At 65.4% G+C, this 15,222-nt stretch carries 11 protein-coding genes; 2 read left to right on the top strand and 9 right to left on the bottom strand.

What is annotated here, in order from left to right; genetic code table 11:
- The first annotated feature begins 1 nt into the window (after nucleotide 1).
- A complete protein-coding gene (locus JQ635_RS04070) occupies nucleotides 2-1,345 on the top strand; it encodes a hypothetical protein (RefSeq protein ID WP_211408590.1) in 1,344 nt (447 codons plus the stop codon).
- Here JQ635_RS04070 and JQ635_RS04065 read toward each other — a convergent pair.
- The 7 genes from JQ635_RS04065 to JQ635_RS04035 all read right to left on the bottom strand — a co-directional run bounded on the left by JQ635_RS04065 (nucleotide 1,342) and on the right by JQ635_RS04035 (nucleotide 9,679).
- Nucleotides 1,342-2,535 (bottom strand): glycosyltransferase family 4 protein, encoded by a 1,194-nt coding sequence (locus tag JQ635_RS04065; RefSeq protein WP_211408589.1) that lies wholly within the window; start codon nucleotides 2,533-2,535, stop codon nucleotides 1,342-1,344. The two genes, JQ635_RS04070 and JQ635_RS04065, sit on opposite strands and share 4 nt — an antisense overlap.
- Nucleotides 2,528-3,460, bottom strand: coding sequence for an NAD-dependent epimerase/dehydratase family protein (locus JQ635_RS04060; RefSeq protein ID WP_211408588.1), 933 nt, complete (start codon nucleotides 3,458-3,460; stop codon nucleotides 2,528-2,530). Before JQ635_RS04060 ends, JQ635_RS04065 begins: the two co-directional genes overlap by 8 nt.
- Nucleotides 3,461-3,527: 67 nt before the next feature.
- Complete coding sequence (locus JQ635_RS04055; protein ID WP_246583301.1) at nucleotides 3,528-3,941, bottom strand: acyltransferase; 414 nt, start codon at nucleotides 3,939-3,941, stop codon at nucleotides 3,528-3,530.
- A 352-nt stretch (nucleotides 3,942-4,293) separates the two neighbouring features.
- Nucleotides 4,294-5,382 carry a glycosyltransferase gene (locus JQ635_RS04050; RefSeq protein WP_211408586.1) on the bottom strand — a complete coding sequence of 363 codons (1,089 nt, stop codon included), beginning with the start codon at nucleotides 5,380-5,382 and terminating at the stop codon, nucleotides 4,294-4,296.
- Between the two features lie 3 nt (nucleotides 5,383-5,385).
- Entirely contained in the window at nucleotides 5,386-7,224 is a 1,839-nt protein-coding gene (asnB, locus tag JQ635_RS04045) for an asparagine synthase (glutamine-hydrolyzing) (protein ID WP_211408585.1), read from the bottom strand.
- Nucleotides 7,225-7,227: 3 nt separating this feature from the next.
- The gene (locus JQ635_RS04040; protein WP_246583300.1) at nucleotides 7,228-8,781 is read right to left on the bottom strand and encodes a lipopolysaccharide biosynthesis protein; all 1,554 of its coding nucleotides are present in this window, start codon (nucleotides 8,779-8,781) and stop codon (nucleotides 7,228-7,230) included.
- 211 nt (nucleotides 8,782-8,992) lie between these two features.
- On the bottom strand, nucleotides 8,993-9,679 hold the full coding sequence (locus JQ635_RS04035) for a hypothetical protein (RefSeq protein ID WP_211408583.1): 687 nt from the start codon (nucleotides 9,677-9,679) through the stop codon (nucleotides 8,993-8,995).
- Between the two features lie 302 nt (nucleotides 9,680-9,981).
- On the opposite strand from JQ635_RS04035, the gene JQ635_RS04030 reads away from it, so the two are divergent.
- The gene (locus JQ635_RS04030) at nucleotides 9,982-13,599 is read left to right on the top strand and encodes an autotransporter domain-containing protein (RefSeq protein WP_246583299.1); all 3,618 of its coding nucleotides are present in this window, start codon (nucleotides 9,982-9,984) and stop codon (nucleotides 13,597-13,599) included.
- A gap of 7 nt (nucleotides 13,600-13,606) precedes the next feature.
- Here the strand turns inward: JQ635_RS04030 and gspM are convergent, their stop codons facing one another.
- Both gspM and JQ635_RS04020 read right to left on the bottom strand, forming a co-directional pair.
- Nucleotides 13,607-14,188 (bottom strand): type II secretion system protein GspM, encoded by a 582-nt coding sequence (gspM, locus tag JQ635_RS04025; protein WP_211408582.1) that lies wholly within the window; start codon nucleotides 14,186-14,188, stop codon nucleotides 13,607-13,609.
- Nucleotides 14,185-15,222 (bottom strand): PilN domain-containing protein, encoded by a 1,038-nt coding sequence (locus JQ635_RS04020; protein WP_211408581.1) that lies wholly within the window; start codon nucleotides 15,220-15,222, stop codon nucleotides 14,185-14,187. The genes gspM and JQ635_RS04020 overlap by 4 nt, the downstream gene beginning before the upstream one ends.

Below are 15,222 nucleotides of genomic sequence, written 5' to 3'. Positions count from 1 at the left end.
CATGAGCGCACCGTCCAGGATGATCAGCGACCTCCGGTCATGGCTGGACTCGAAGGCTGCGCTGACGGTTCTGGTGCTGCTGCACAGCGCTCTCACCTGCCTGTCGCTGATCAAGGTCGCGACCTTCCAGTACTATATCAGCTTCAACGTGGAGCGCCTCTGGATCGCGGTCATCGTTGCGGTCGGCTTCTCCGTCGTCTCGTTGCTGTTCGTCGTCGCCCGCTTCAGCTTCGGCTATTTCGTCGGGTTCTATTTCTACACGATGATCCTGGGCTTCCTATGGATCGAGGTGTTCTCCTATTACAGCTACGAGCAATTGCCCGCAGGCATCTCGGCGGCGCTGGCGCTGGTGCTCTTCCTGTTGCCGGTGCTATTCGTCAAGGCGCCGCTGCGACAGCGATTTACGTTGTCGAACGCACATTTCGAGCATCTGCTGACGCTGATCCTGGCCGTCTCGATGATCACCATCGCCGTGGCGGCGACCTACAATTTCCGCTTGGTCTCGGTCGCCAACATCTACGACTATCGCGACTCGCTCGAATTTCCGGCCGCGGTGCGATATCTGATGGGCTGGGTCTCCAGCACGCTGCTGCCGTTCGCCTTCGCCTGCTACTGGCTGCTCGGCCATCGCTGGCGTGCCGCGCTGGTCCTCATCCTGCTCCTGTTGTTCTACCCCATCACGCTGACGAAGTTCGCCTTCTTCACGCCCGCCTGGTTGATCGCCCTGGCGGTGCTCTCGCGCCTTCTGGAGGCGAGAACGGCAGCCATCGCATCGATCTTCGTCCCGATGCTCGTTGGCCTCGTCGTGATCGTCGTGACCGGCGCCGCCCTCAACAGCATTCCGGGCAGATACTTCGACATCGTCAACATCCGGATGATCGCGACCGCATCCAGCGCTCTCGACATCTATAACAATTTCTTCTCGAGCCACCCACTGACCTGGTTCTGCCAGATCTCCGTCCTCAAGCCGCTGATGCATTGTCCCTACGATGTGCAGCTGTCCATCCTCATGCAGGACGCTTACGAGCTCGGCAAATTGAATGCGTCGCTGTTTGCGACCGAAGGGATCGCGTCCGTCGGTATCTATCTCGCACCTTTGACCGCGCTCGCCTCGGGCTTCGTGCTGGCGCTCGGCAATCGTGCATCCGCGGGCCTGCCGCCCCGCTTCATCCTGATTTCCGCCGGCCTGCTGCCGCAGACCCTGCTCAACGTGCCGCTCTCGGTCGCCATGCTCACTCACGGCGCCGCTCTTCTCTTCGTGCTCTGGTATGTGGTGCCTCGGAGTGTCTTTGCACAGGAGCGCTCGTCGGACGGGGAGCGCTCCCGATCCGGCACGGCTGGCTAGCGGGCCGCTGACGCCATCACATCCTGGGTCAGCCGGATGAAATCCGCCACGAACGCCTCAACGCGCTGCTCGAGATTGGGCAACAGGTTGCGGGTGGTCGCAGGCCCGGCCGCCTGCGCAAGCTGCGCCATCTGTTCGGCCAGGGTCTCGGCGTCGTGGATGCCGAAATAGCGCGCGCGTCCCTCGGTCTGTTCGCGATGAACGTCGATATCGGACAGGATCATCGGGACGCCGAACGACTTGGCTTCCTCGACCGTCGTGCTCCACCCCTCGCACTCCGAAGGATTGATGAGAGCGATCGACGCGCGCAGGAGGGCATAGACGTGATCCAGCGGAATCATTCCGAGATGCCTGAAATTCGCATCGAGACCGCGCGACCTGACTTGCCTCATGGTCGTTTCGAAGAGATCGGGGTCACGGGAGTCCTGCGTATTTCCGGACGCAGCGACGACGACGTCCAGCCCGCGGCGTTTCAAGAGATCGAGCGCATCGACGACGATCCGGTGGTTCTTGTGCCGCCAGAACTGGTTCGGCAGATAGAAATAGCCTGGCGGCAGGCCGTAGCTTGCGATCACGTCGGACGGATTCGTGGACAGCAGGCTGGCCGGCGGCTCGGTCGCAAAACGGACCACGGAGACGCCGTTCGACAAGCCCGGATAAAACCGCTTGAGATCGCCGAGCGCGCTGGCGCTGCTCACCATGATGTGCCGGCCGGACGCGATCTGGACCCGAAAGCCGAGATCGCGCCGCCAATAGGCGCTCCTGGAAAAAAGGTGCGGGAGCAGGCGGTGCTGGAAATCCGGGAACCAGGCGATCGCCGGGAACGGCAGGCGCCAGCCAAAGAAGCGTGCAGATTCGAATACCATGTCGATCTTGCGCAGCTCGAATTCGGCGACGGCGGGACCGTCCAAACCGAAGGCGATCGCGCGGGCAAGACCTGTCGCACGGGCAAGACCGGTCGCGGCGTGATCGAACACCGGCGAGCGCACGACCTCGACGGCGGGAATGCCGGCCAGCGCTGCAATCTCCTCAGGCTCGTCAGCCGTTCCGGCAAACAGCACGGGCGTCACCGCTCCCGGCGCGTATCTGTTGAGCACCTCGAACAGATTGCGTTGATAGTTGTAGCCTCCCGCCCACAGGCGGCGCGGAATGTTGGTGAATGCGATCCGCAGCGGCGCACGCTCAGGCACGAGCCTGGCCCTTGAACCATGCGACATAGTCGGCAAGACCCCGCTCCAGCGGAATGCGCCAGTCGAAATTCATCTCGAGCACGCGCGCGTTGTCGGCCAGCAGGCTGATCGGATCGCCCAGCCGCGCGACGCCGGAAAACTGCACGGCCGTTTTGCTGCCCCAATGCCCGATCAGGCCTTCGGCAATGCCGGCGACGCTCACGCCGCGCCCGGAACCGCCATTGATCACGTCAAAATCGTCCTGCCACGCCACCTCCGCGACGCGCGCCAGCAGCCGAACGACGTCGCGAACATCGGTCCAGTCCCTGATCTCGGCTCCTGATCCTCCGAGATTCAGCGTCCGCTGCTCACTGCGCAGCCGCGAGCAGATATCCCAGAGAAGCTGCTTGCGAAGGTTGGGACCGTAGACCGAGAACAATCGCACGACGGCGCAGCGTATGCCGAAGCTCCGGACGTAGCTTTGACACAGCTGCTCCATCATCAGCTTGTGGTGGCCGTAGGGCGACATCGGCGTCAGCACCGCGCTCTCGGGGATCGGCCCGGCGTGATCGGCCCCGTAGACGGCAGCGCTCGATACAACGATCAGCCTGCTCTCGGGCGCAAAGCTTCGAAGCCATTCCAGCAAGCGCGCCGTGCTGGCCACGGTCCGCGAAAAGTCCTCGAACGGACGCTCGATCGACAGTCCGACGGACGACCCGCCGGCCAGGTGGAAGACGTGCGAGGGCAGTCCGTGCGTGGCGGCGAGCGCATTCAGATTGGCGGCGTCGACTTCGCCGTTGATCCAGGCCTGCAGGCCGAGCGCGCGCGCATCGGCCGGATCGAGGGCTCCATGGCCGACGCCATGGACAGTATGTCCGCCGCCCGCCAACTCGCGAACGAGATGGCGGCCGATGAACCCGTTCGCACCGGTAACCCATATGGACATTGCGCTACCTGGCGTGCAGACGGTTGGCTTGTGAGCGCATTACAATCCTCGTTGTCATGGATGTCCCTTATCGCTCGTCCGGCGACAACTCCCTAACAATGGTCGCGGGATTACCCGCCACGATGGAATATGCCGGAACGTCCTTGGTGACCACTGCGCCCGCGGCAACGATACCGCCCTCACCGATCGTCACGCCTCGCATCACCATCGCACAAGCGCCAATCCATGCATCATCGCAAATCTTGATCGGACGATCGTCGAGCGAGAGCTTGCGAGGGTGACCCAAGGTGAAAATCTGCTTCGCCTGCTCGTGCCGCTCGGCGGCACGGATCGGATGCGAAAGATTATCGAATATGTTCACTGAATGCGAGATCAGGACGCGGTTTCCAATCTCGATCGAAGCTCCCGACCAGATACGTGTGCCGACTCCGACGTAGCACCACTCTCCAATCGTGATGCGGCCGCCGTGACCGAGGATCATCAACTCGCCCCTGATGTGAGAGCGGCTGCCGATGACGATCCTGTCGCTATCGCCCCGCGCGTTCCTGATCCGCGCGGTATGAGCCAGGAACGCTCCAGGGTGCAAGCGACAGGTCGCCCGCCCGATCAGGCGCTGGACGATATAGTGCCAATTGATGCCATCGATGGCATGCGCGCAATGGCGGACAAGCGTGGAAAGGCTGGACATCAGCGCACCCTCTCACGTCGCAAGATCGAACGTGTTTGGATTCTCATGACACCTCCAACGGAGCCAACCTCCGTCCTCCATTGGATCAGTAAGTTGAAATTCATGCTATCAATCGGGAGGTCGCGCGACGAATGCTGTAGCATGGCTACAGCCGCCCTACGAGATCGACGAACGCTTTCCACTGCACGTCCTTGCCATAAATGCCGCGAATGCGCTCCCGCCCCAGCGCGGCGATCCCGGCCGACCTGGGCCAATCCCGAAGACTGCGCGAGATGACTTCAGCGGCTTGTTCCGGGGTACCATAGGTCTCGATCGTGACGCCGTCCTGCATGCCCTCCGGATATCTTCCGGCGTCGGACACGAGCAGCGCACCGCACCCCATGGCCTCGAAGCAGCGCATGTTGCCACGATCCTCGCCGGCCATATCGATCGCGCCATTGAGCACGATCTTGGACGAGCCGATCAGCTCATAGAGATCTCTCCCGAACACCGGGGGTCTTGCGATGGCCGCGATGGCATCGGGACGCCTGTGACGTCCTAGCGGCAGCAATCGTCCGATCGCGCTCTCGGCGAGCCTGGTCAGGCGCGATGCGTCGAGACACAGCACGATGTTGTGGCTGTCTGCGAGGTGCGCGACCCGCTCCAGTGTTCTGGCCCGTGCGCGATGATGTCGCGAATAGCCGCCGACGAAGACGACGTCGATCGGACGTTCGCCGTGACCGTATTCGTCCATCACCGGATCATGCGCGGGGCGGAACAATTCGCCCCGGCATCCTCTGCTGCGCCAGATGTCGAGGATCGAAGGAAAATTGCCGAGCACAGCGCCATAGGCCGTGAAATCGGCATGTCCCGACGGCGCCGCGCGCCAGCACAGCGTCGTCTTCACGCAGCCCGGCAGCTTGGCAACGAATGTGCTTGGGTAGCGTACCGGATCGAGATTGTAGAATACCTCGGTGGCGTGATGCTCGATCTGCGCGAGCAGGATGGCCTCGAGCGACGGCTCGCCCGGCATGCCCTGCTCGCGCGCCCAGCGGCGCTGCAGGACCTCGTCGTCCCCATTGGTGAAGAAGGCCTCCGGCGATCCATCGAGCACCGGCTTGAGGAAATGCGCCGCGCCGAAACGGTCGTTGAGAAACACCTGGCGCCGCGCGTCGAAACTGAGCGCCTTTGCCGCGAGTTGGTTGAACCGCGGCAGGTAGGACGGATAGAAGCAGCTATTCTGGAACAGGCGCATCGCTCAGGCGTACCTTGCCAACATCCATTTCATGTTCAGATACGGCCAGATCCGCCCGACCGTCTCCCAATCCCACGTCTTTGACGCCGTCAGCCGGCTGACTGCTCGGCGCAAGGCCGCTTCATCCACCAATTCGGCAAAGGCCGGCACCTCGCGGTCGAGCAGGTCGGCCGTCCAGCCGGCCAAAGGTCCATTCAGCCATTCGGGCATCGGCGAGTTGAAGCCGACCTTGCGGCGCGCGGTCCGGATCGACTCCGGCATCAGGTTGGCCATCGCCCGCCGGGCGACAGCCTTGGTATAGCCGTCTGCCGACTTGCTGCTTTCCGGAAGCGCCATCGTGTAGGTCACCAGGCGCCAGTCCATGAAGGGCATACGGACCTCGACGCCGTGGGCCATCGAGAGACGATCGAAGTTGCGCAGGATCGTGGGCAGCACCGTGCTGTGAAACATGCGGTAGAGCCGCCGGTTCAGGCCGCCCCATTCACGCGGCAGCACATCGTCCTCGGCAACCAGCGGAAGCGGGCTCGGGATCTCTCGCAGGCCGCCCCGCAGAAAATAGACGCCCTGACGTTTCAAGGCGAGCACGCGCAGGAGGTCCACGCAGCGACGCGCCAGCGGCGATCGCGAGGCCAGATCTTCCGCGGCGTTCCGGATTCGAAATGCAGCCGCCTGGCCTTCCTGCAAATAGGCCCCCATCAACTCGTCCGCCCCGTGGCCGTCGAGCGACACCGTCACGTCGCTCTGCCGCAATTGCCGATAGATCAGCCATGCCGCGCTGGGCAACCCGACATAGACGTCGTCGAGATCGTCGAGAATCCGATCGAGATCCGTCAACGCATCGCCCTGTCCGATCTCGAGGAAAGTGGGTTCGACCTTGGCCCAGGCGGCAGCCTCCTCGGCCATCGGCCGCTCGTCATTCAATGCGCCCGGGAACGTCGCGACGAAGGCATGACGCCATGCAGCGCTGTCGCGCGGCCCCATCCCGGCCTGCTCATGCGCCGCCATGGTGCAGATCACCGCCGATGAGTCGAAGCCTCCGGACAGGCACGTCCCGATCGGCACGTCGCTGCGCATCCGCAGCGCCACGGCGTCCTGGAACAGCTCGCGGAAGCCGGCCACACGCTCGGATTCCGTGGCCGGTACCGCAGGCAGATGATCGATCGTCCGCCACCAGCGCCTGACGCCGACCTTGCCCTGGCGCAGCCACATGCAATGGCCGGCCTGCAGACGGCGAACCTGCCGAAACAGGGTGCGGTCGCTTCCTTCGATACCGAAGGCGTCGAGCAACAGCCGCCGTGCCACCTCCAGGTCGACGGAAGCATCGATCAGTCCGCTCCGCACCAGCGCCCGCTGCTCGGAGGCGAAGACAAATCGCTCCGGCGACATGGCATAGAGCAGCGGCTTGATGCCGAAGCGATCGCGCGCGAGAAACAATTCGCTCGTAGCCGTGTCGAAGATCGCCAGCGCCCACATGCCGTTGAAGCGCGGCAGCATGTCTTCCCGCCAGGCCTCCCAGGCGGCGAGGATCACTTCGGTATCGGATTGGCTGCGGAACACCGCGCCCCGCGCCTCGAGCTCGCGGCGCAGCTCGAGGAAATTGTAGATCTCGCCGTTGAAGACAATGACGTGACGGCCGTCCGCAGACAGCATCGGCTGATAGCCGCCCTCGCCGGGATCGATGATCGCAAGGCGACGATGGCCGAATGCGAGAGTCCGGTCCGGGCTGAACCACGTTCCTTCGCCAAACGGACCACGATGCGCGATCAGGCTGGTCAGCCGCGAGATGTCGGCCGGCTCGACCGCATTGCCGCGCAAATCGACGATTCCTGCGATTCCACACATGTCCTAGATGGCCTTCAGGGGCACGAAGCGACTGAGAATGGCGCGCAAGTCCTGCAAGCAGGCCCTTCGATACGGCCCCAGCTGCGAGGCGGCAACTTCGACGACAAAAATGATCGCAGCCGTCACCGACGCGACGAGGCCCACCGACCACCAGGACGGCGCAAGGTGGAATGGTGCGCGGTCGAGGCCGGTGCGCAGCGCCAGCGCCGTCGCGATCCCGATGCCGAGCGGCATCAGCACGCAATGGATGACGCGCGGCCAAATGCCGGAAATGTCAAAGCTACGGCGCAGCAGCACGACGATGGTCGCCATCTGCGCGGTCATGCCGGCGCAGGCGCTCCAGCCTGCGGCCTGCCATCCGAAGCGCGGCAATACGACCACACTGGTACCGAGGATGACGATACCCGTGATCAATGCGATGAGCGCGTTGGAGCGCGAGCGCCCCTGCGCCAGCAGATAAAAGCCGAACACGTTCGCACTCGATCCGAGGATACCGGCAATCGACAGCACGACGAGCACCCGCGCGGCCTCGGCTGCAACCTCCGCTCCGGTCCAGACATGCAGCAGCGGGCCGGCCACGGGGATCAATGCGCCCAAGGCACTTGCAGCGAGAACGTTCAATATCCACGACGATCGGAACAGCAGATCGACCTTGCGATCCTCGCTCTCCTTTTGCAGCGTGCTGAAGAACGGAAACAGGATCTCACCGACTTTGAGGATGCCGATATAGGTCGCCTCCTGCAGACGCTGCGCCACGCCATAGAAACCGACGAATTGCGGTTGCAGCAGCGCGCCAAGCAGATATCGATCGGCCTGCCCCGCAAGCAGTGCACCACCCTGCGCGGCCACCTGCCAGATGCCGAAGCGAGCGAGCCTTGCGAACGCATCGCGATGCAATGCCGGCGGTGCGAGCCATTGACCGATTGCGCCACGGGACCAGGCCACAGCCATCAGCAGGCCGGTCGCAAATCCCAGCGCCTGGCAACCGAGAAACGTCGACGCATATGGCGAACCGGGGATCAGCAGGAGCATCGAGAACGTCGAGACCACGGTGCTGGCCATGCCGACCAGGGCAATCCGGCGATAGTCCTGGCGCGCGGTAAACAGGGCAACGAAGACCGCCGATACGCACTGGCATAGCCAGCCAATGCCAGCCAGTGCGAACGCCCGCCCGAGGTCGTCAGCGGCCGGACCGGCCAGATGAAATCCGAGACGCGCAAGGGGGGCCCCGGCAACCAGAAAGAAAACACTGATCGGGCCGCCCGCGCCGATCGCGAGCATCACCGAGGTCGCGAACAGGCGTCGGGCATCGTCACGATCGGATGGCTCAAGTCGCTGCGCAAGCTCGCGCGCCGTCGAAAGTCCCAGCGCGTTGCTGAACACCAGCGCCGGCGCAATGCAGGCGGTGACGAGACCGGCCACGCCGAAGGCAGCGAGGCCGAGGTGAACGATCACGAAAGGCAGGATGGCCAGGTTCAGCACCACGGCCACCACGAAGGCCGTCGCATTCCACGCGGAGTTCCCCAGCAGATCGGGCGGTCTTTTTCTCGAAGTCATGCCAGCCACCCGGCCGTACCCTCACCAAGCCTTTGCCACCTCGTCAATCAGGGTTCCCCCAAGCAGCGCGAATTCGGGCTAGCAGTCAGTGCACGGATTGTCGATAGCCTGCGGAGGCCACTGCCGTCCGCCTGGGCCGGGCCCGTCCCGGCACGGCCAGCTTGCCGGGACGCATCACGAACGTGGGCTTCCAGATTCCGGGATCGAGCGCTCAGAGCCCATCCGACTCGCCGTTCTTCGGCGTCGAACGTGGCACAAAGGGCGCAAACGACGGATCGTTCGTCCCGGGCACCGTCGGCCTCCCGCCGACATCCACAGGGGGAGCCGCGGGGGCCGCTGCCGGATCCACCGGGCGCTGGAGCGCCAGCACCTCGCTGCGATCACCCTGCTTGAATGTCACCTCGCGCGGCTGAACCTCCGTCAGCGACCAACCGCCGAGCGATTCGCCCTGCCGCAGGCGCACGACCTTCTGGTCGATGCGGTTGACCAGAATCGCGATGGCGTCGCCCTCGCCCACCACGGCGCCCACCAGCAGCAACGGCGGCGGCGCCTCGACCGCCTTGGGCGGCGGGGCTGCCTGCACCTCTTCGACCGGAGACCCGGCGACCGCGCGCGGCGGTGGCCGGCGCGAGGCCGAGAAGATCGGGCGCTCCTGGGTTGCCGTCAGCGCCGAGAGCGGCACCGACCACAGTGGATTGCCACGAGGGATCGGCTTGCTCACAGCCTGCGCCGGCCGCGCAATCGGCCTCACCGCGCCGACATCGACGCTCTCGGCAGGACTGCCCGCGGCATCGTCGGGCAGGATGTCGATGCGCGAAGAGGTGGCAGCCCAGGTCGCGGCACTGCCCAGCACCGTCCAAAGCGCGGCCAATCCGATCGCTCGAAGCCACCCGGACATCGAATTCCCCTGCAAGGTCCCTTCCGCAGCAAACTAGGCCCGATGCGCCCGGCCATCAACCGGCTCGTGTCTGCTCAATCCGGCATCGGGCCGCATTTCGCTGCCTCTGTTGCGACACGTGAAAATGTTGCCCAACGGCCACGATTGCGGAAATTGCACGCGGGAACAGGTCCGAACCCCGCGCAATCATACCTCCGTTCATTGCGATGCACGGTGAGGCCATGAGATCATGGCACAGGCACAGAGCCGCACCGCACGCATAAGTTGCATACCTGCGATATTTTTTTGATTTGAGAGCCCCGATGGCCAGACTGAAAATGGCGCCCGAGAGGATCGGATACGGACTGCGGTCCGTAACGCGCCACGCGCTGGCGACCCTGCTCGCAACGACCGCGCTCGGTGTCGTCGCCGCGCACGCCGTGGACGGCACCTGGACCGGTGGCAGCACCGACTGGACCGATCCGACCAACTGGTCATCGAACCCAAGCGTGCCGGACGGAACCGCGACCTTCACCAACACCGGCAGCGCGAGCGTCGACAACAACAACGGCGTCGTGGTCATCGGCACGGTGCTGTTCACGAACACCGCGCAGGCCTACACGGTCACGGTCGGCGACGCATTCATCGTCAACGGTACCGGCATCATCAACGATTCGGGCAACACGCAGAACTTCGTGTCCGCCTCCGGCGGCATCAATATGGTGTTCCAGAACAGCAGCAGCGCGAGCGGCGGCACGGGTGCCGTGACCATCACCAACAGTTCCGGCGGCACCGTCTCCTTCCTCCAGAACAGCACCGCGGGAACGGCAAGCATCATCAACGGCAGCTTCCTCACCTTCGAGGATTCCAGCACCGCCGCCAATGCCCAGATCACCAACAATGCCGGCGGCCAGATCGATTTCTTCACCAGCGCCTCGGCCGGCAGCGCCACGATCAGCAACGCGGCGAGCGCCACGCTGAACTTCCACAACACCACGACCGCAGCCACCTCGTCCATCATCAACGACGGGACGGTGAATTTCGACGGCTCGGCCACCGCCGGCAGCGCCACCATCACCACCAACAACGGCGCCACGACGAACTTTTCGGGTGCGGCGACCGGCGGCAGCGCGCGCTTCATCACCAATGCCGGCGGCACCGTCGACATTTCGGGCCTCACCAGCGGCGGGATGACCAGCGGCTCGATCGAGGGTGCGGGCAATTACGTGCTCGGCGCCAACACGCTCACCACCGGCAGCCTCAACACCTCGACGCAGGTTGACGGCGTGATCTCCGGCACCGGCGGCGGCCTGACCAAGGTCGGCACCGGCACGCTGACCCTGACCAACGTCAACACCTACACCGGCCCGACGACGATCTCGGCCGGAACGCTGGCATTATCCGGCGCCGGCAGCATCGCGAGTTCCAGTGTCGTGACGGTGAATGGGACATTCGACATCTCTGCGGCCTCGTTCCCGATCATCGCCATCACGACGCTCGCCGGCAGTTCGAGCGGCGTCGTCAACATGGGCGCCCACGGGCTGTTCATCAGCAACGCCTCGACGGAATTCGCAGGCGTCATTCAAGGCACCGGCGGCTTCGAAGTCGGCGGCGGCACTCAGACGCTCTCGGGCGTGAACACCTACACCAACGTCACCCAGATCGACGGGGGCGCGACGCTCGCTCTGAAGGGCGCCGGCTCGATCGCAAGCTCGCTCTATGTCGCCCTCGCCGGCGCCGGCGCCACGCTCGATATTTCCCAGACCAATTCAGGCGCTTCGGTCGGCGGCCTTTTGTCCGCCAGCACCGCCGGCTTCGTCTCGCTGGGATCGAGGACGCTGACGATCACGAACGGCAGCTTCTATGGCGGCGTGATCCAGGACGGCGGCATCGGCGGCGGTACCGGCGGCAACCTCGTGATCGCGAACGGCGCGACGCAGCAGCTGTTCGGCACCAGCACCTATACCGGCACCACGACCATCGCGAGCGGCGGCGAGCTCGATCTCATCGATTTCGGCGCCCTCGATGGCAGCATTGCGACCTCCAGCGGCGTCATCGCCAACGGCGTCTTCGGCATCTCGGGCCTGCTCAACGGCGGCACCTCGATCAAGGCGCTGTCAGGCTCGGGCACAGTCAATCTCGGCTTCAACACGCTGACCATTACCAACGGCAACGGCAATTTTGCCGGCGTCATCGACGATGCCGGCCTCGGCGGCGGCTTGACGCTGACCGGCGGCACGCAGACGCTGTCCGGCGCCAACACCTATACTGGCGCCACCACCATCAACGGCGGCACGCTGGTGGTGAACGGCTCGCTCCTGAACAGCCCGGCCACCGTCAACACCGGCGGCACACTCGCCGGTACCGGCACGCTCTCTGGCATCGACGTAAACGGCGGCACGCTCGCCCCGGGCAATGCGGCAAACCCGTACGGCACGCTCAGCGTCACCGGAAACGTCACCTTCACCGCCGGCTCGACCTATCTGGTTCAGGTCTCCTCGACGAGTGCCAGCCTCACCCAGGCCAACGGCACGGGTGACCTCGGCGGCGCAACGGTGCGCGCGAATTTCAGCACGGGCACGCTCAAGAAGCAGTACGCGATCTTCTATGCAGCGGGCGGCCTCGTCGGCACCACCTTCAATCCGACCGTCGTCTCCAACATGCCGACGGTCAATGCAACGCTGAGCTACGACGCCCTGACCGCGTACCTCAACGTCAACGTGAACTTCACACCCGCCGGCGGCCTCAACGCCAACCAGCAGAGCGTCGCGAACACGCTGACCAATTTCTTCAACACGACCGGCGGCATTCCCGCGGCCTTCGCCGCGCTGAGCCCGGCGGGACTGACCACCGCCTCGGGCGAGCTCGGCACCGGCATCCTCCAGGCCGCGATCAACGCCGACGGCCAGTTCATGAGCCTGATGCTCGATCCGACCATCATCGGCCGCTCCGGCGGCTTCGCCAAGGCGGGCAGCGTCGCGCAATTCGCCGAGAGCGACGACGCCACCGCCTACGCCAGGATGCGTCCGGCCAACGCGCGCGAGCGCGAAGCCTATGCGATGGCGACCAAGGCGCCGCTGCTCTCCTCGCAGCCGAGCAGCCGCTGGAGCGTCTGGTCGGCGGGCTATGGCGGCTCGGCCGAGGTCGGCGGCAATGCCGCGGTCGGCTCGCAGGACCTCACCGCACGGGTCTGGGGCGGCGCGGCCGGCGCCGATTACAGGATTTCGCTGGACACCCTCGTCGGCTTCGCGCTCGGCGGCGGCGGGCTGAACTACTCGGTTGCGAATGCAATGGGCTCGGGCTCGTCCGACCTGTTCCAGGCCGGCGTCTACGGCCGGCACAATTTCGGCCCGGCCTATATCTCGGCCGCCCTCGCCTATGGCTGGCACGATGTCACCACCAACCGCACCGTCGCGCTCGCCGGCGCCGACCAGCTCCAGGCCCGCTACAAGGCCGACAGCTTCTCGGCCCGTTTCGAGGGCGGCTACCGCTTCGCAACGCCGATGATCGGCATCACGCCCTACGCGGCGGCGCAGGTGACGAATTTCAACCTGCCGAACTATTCCGAAACGAGCCTCAATGGCGGCGGCCTGTTCGCGCTGAACTACGCCGCGCAATCCCTCACCGACACCCGCTCCGAGCTCGGCCTGCGCACCGACAAGTCCTACGCCATGCAGAACGGCGTGCTGACCTTGCGCGGCCGCGCCGCCTGGGCGCACGACTACAATCCGAGCCGCGCCGTCACAGCCTTGTTCCAGACCCTGCCGGGCACCAGCTTCGTCGTGAACGGCGCCAGGGTCGATGCCGATTCCGCGCTCGTCAGCGCCAGCGCCGAGATGAAATGGCTGAGCGGCTTCTCGATCGCCGGCACCTTCGACGGCGAATTCTCCGGCAACGTCACCAGCTATGCCGGCAAGGGCGTGTTCAAGTACAGCTGGTGAGCTGGCACTACTTCCCCGCCTGCCACTGGCCGGAGACGCCCAGGATCACCCTGACACGGCCGGTGGGCGCATCGCCGAGCGCGGTGGTCTGCGGTACCTGGACGTCGAGCTGGTCGACGAACAGGAACGGCATGCCCGCCTCGAGATCGTAGAGCAGCTTCTGGAGCGCGGGCTGCTCCAGCTCGCAGCTCACGACGAGGCCGACGAAGCCGTCCTTGGTTTGCGCACCTGATACGTCCACCTGCGAGGACTGCACCGAGCCGCCGACATTGCCGACGGCGGCTGCAACCCGCTGCAACAGATTGGCGCCCGCGACCGTCACGGTCGGCCCTTCCAGGAACGGCGTGCCGGGATGCTCGGCCGGCGACGTCGCGGCGTTCTTGGCGCCGCCCTTGCGGCCGCGCAGCTGATCGAGCAGGTCCGACGTCTCTGCCAGCGCCTGGCGGTGAGCAATGACGTCGGCGATCGAGAGGCCGGCCATCAGCAGCAGCCCGCCGGCGATCGCGACGTAGAGCGAGACCGCAATCAGCGGCGAGCCGGTCAGCGCCCGCGTCACGACGTTTCCACCAGCGGCCTTGGCGCTGCTCATGGCGCGTTCCTCGGCTCGACCTGCGCCTCGATGTGGAAGCGCTCGCCGGGATCCGACGGGCTGCGGGTCGTCGGCGCGTAGAAGGTCGCGCGGGTGAAGTGCTGGGACTGCTCGATCAGCGGGATCAGCGAGGGCGCATCGTGGGTGATGCCGCCGATCTGGATCTTGTTGCCGGAAAGATGCAGCTCGGTGACGTAGGTGTGGTCCGGCAGCAACCGGCTCAACGACTCCAGCACGATCACGCTCGCCGGCGTCTCGTATTTGCGCCGCTCGAGCAGCGCGAGCGGCGAGCGCTCGCCGCCGTCATTGCCGCGCAGCGCGGCGCGGCGCTGGCTGATCTGCCGTTCGAGCTCGCTCTGCTGCGTGCTGAGGCTGTCGGCCAGATAGCCTGCCGCGACCGACCCGGTCACCGCGGCGACCGCGGCGAGCGCCAGAACGGCTTGCAGCGCGCGGCTCAGCCGCACCGGGTCGACGGCGCCGCGCGATTTCTGCTCGAACACCTTGATGCGCGGGCCATCCGCCGCCTCGGTCACGATCGCGATCGCCGAGGGGTGGAAGCCCATGAGCGCCTCGACATAGCCCATCGCCATCCGGCGCGGCGCCGCGGCGATCTCCGTGGTGATGCTCTCGCTGCCATGCGCGACCGGCGGACTGCAGCCGAACACCGCCTCGGCGGCGCTCCACGGCGTCAGCCGGTCGATCTGGGCCCGCACGATGCCGTCGAGGAAATCGGCCGCACGGGCCGGCAGCTCCAGGGGGCGAAACAGGAAGCGCGTCGACCGCAGCACGATCTCGACGCGGCTGCCGCGGACGATCGGTGCGAGATTGGCGCCCACGAACTTGCCGTCCTCGAAGCTGATCTCGTTCGGCACGTTCTCCGACTTCGAGGCCTCCAGCGCGAATGCGCCGGTCCCGGTCTCGACCAGCCGCACCACGCGCGGCGCCACCACCCGTTCCAGGCCGGCAACGATCGTGCCGGCCACGGTGCCGGTCCAGGCATCGAGAATGCCGCGAAGGGAATTGAGCGAGCTCAT

Origin of the sequence: Bradyrhizobium iriomotense, from assembly GCF_018130765.1 — a bacterium.
In the GTDB taxonomy this organism is placed as follows: Bacteria; Pseudomonadota; Alphaproteobacteria; order Rhizobiales; family Xanthobacteraceae; genus Bradyrhizobium; species Bradyrhizobium iriomotense_A.
The sequence above is the reverse complement of the archived record's forward strand: the minus strand, read 5'-3'. Positions and strand labels throughout refer to the sequence as shown.

Coding starts and splice junctions, on each gene's coding strand:
- JQ635_RS04020 (WP_211408581.1), bottom strand. CDS start 15,222: ATGAGCTCGCTCAATTCCCTTCGCGGCATTCTCGATGCCTGGACCGGC.
- JQ635_RS04030 (WP_246583299.1), top strand. CDS start 9,982: ATGGCCAGACTGAAAATGGCGCCCGAGAGGATCGGATACGGACTGCGG.
- asnB (WP_211408585.1), bottom strand. CDS start 7,224: ATGTGTGGAATCGCAGGAATCGTCGATTTGCGCGGCAATGCGGTCGAG.
- JQ635_RS04035 (WP_211408583.1), bottom strand. CDS start 9,679: ATGTCCGGGTGGCTTCGAGCGATCGGATTGGCCGCGCTTTGGACGGTG.
- JQ635_RS04055 (WP_246583301.1), bottom strand. CDS start 3,941: ATGATCCTCGGTCACGGCGGCCGCATCACGATTGGAGAGTGGTGCTAC.
- JQ635_RS04060 (WP_211408588.1), bottom strand. CDS start 3,460: ATGTCCATATGGGTTACCGGTGCGAACGGGTTCATCGGCCGCCATCTC.
- gspM (WP_211408582.1), bottom strand. CDS start 14,188: ATGAGCAGCGCCAAGGCCGCTGGTGGAAACGTCGTGACGCGGGCGCTG.
- JQ635_RS04040 (WP_246583300.1), bottom strand. CDS start 8,781: ATGACTTCGAGAAAAAGACCGCCCGATCTGCTGGGGAACTCCGCGTGG.
- JQ635_RS04070 (WP_211408590.1), top strand. CDS start 2: ATGAGCGCACCGTCCAGGATGATCAGCGACCTCCGGTCATGGCTGGAC.
- JQ635_RS04050 (WP_211408586.1), bottom strand. CDS start 5,382: ATGCGCCTGTTCCAGAATAGCTGCTTCTATCCGTCCTACCTGCCGCGG.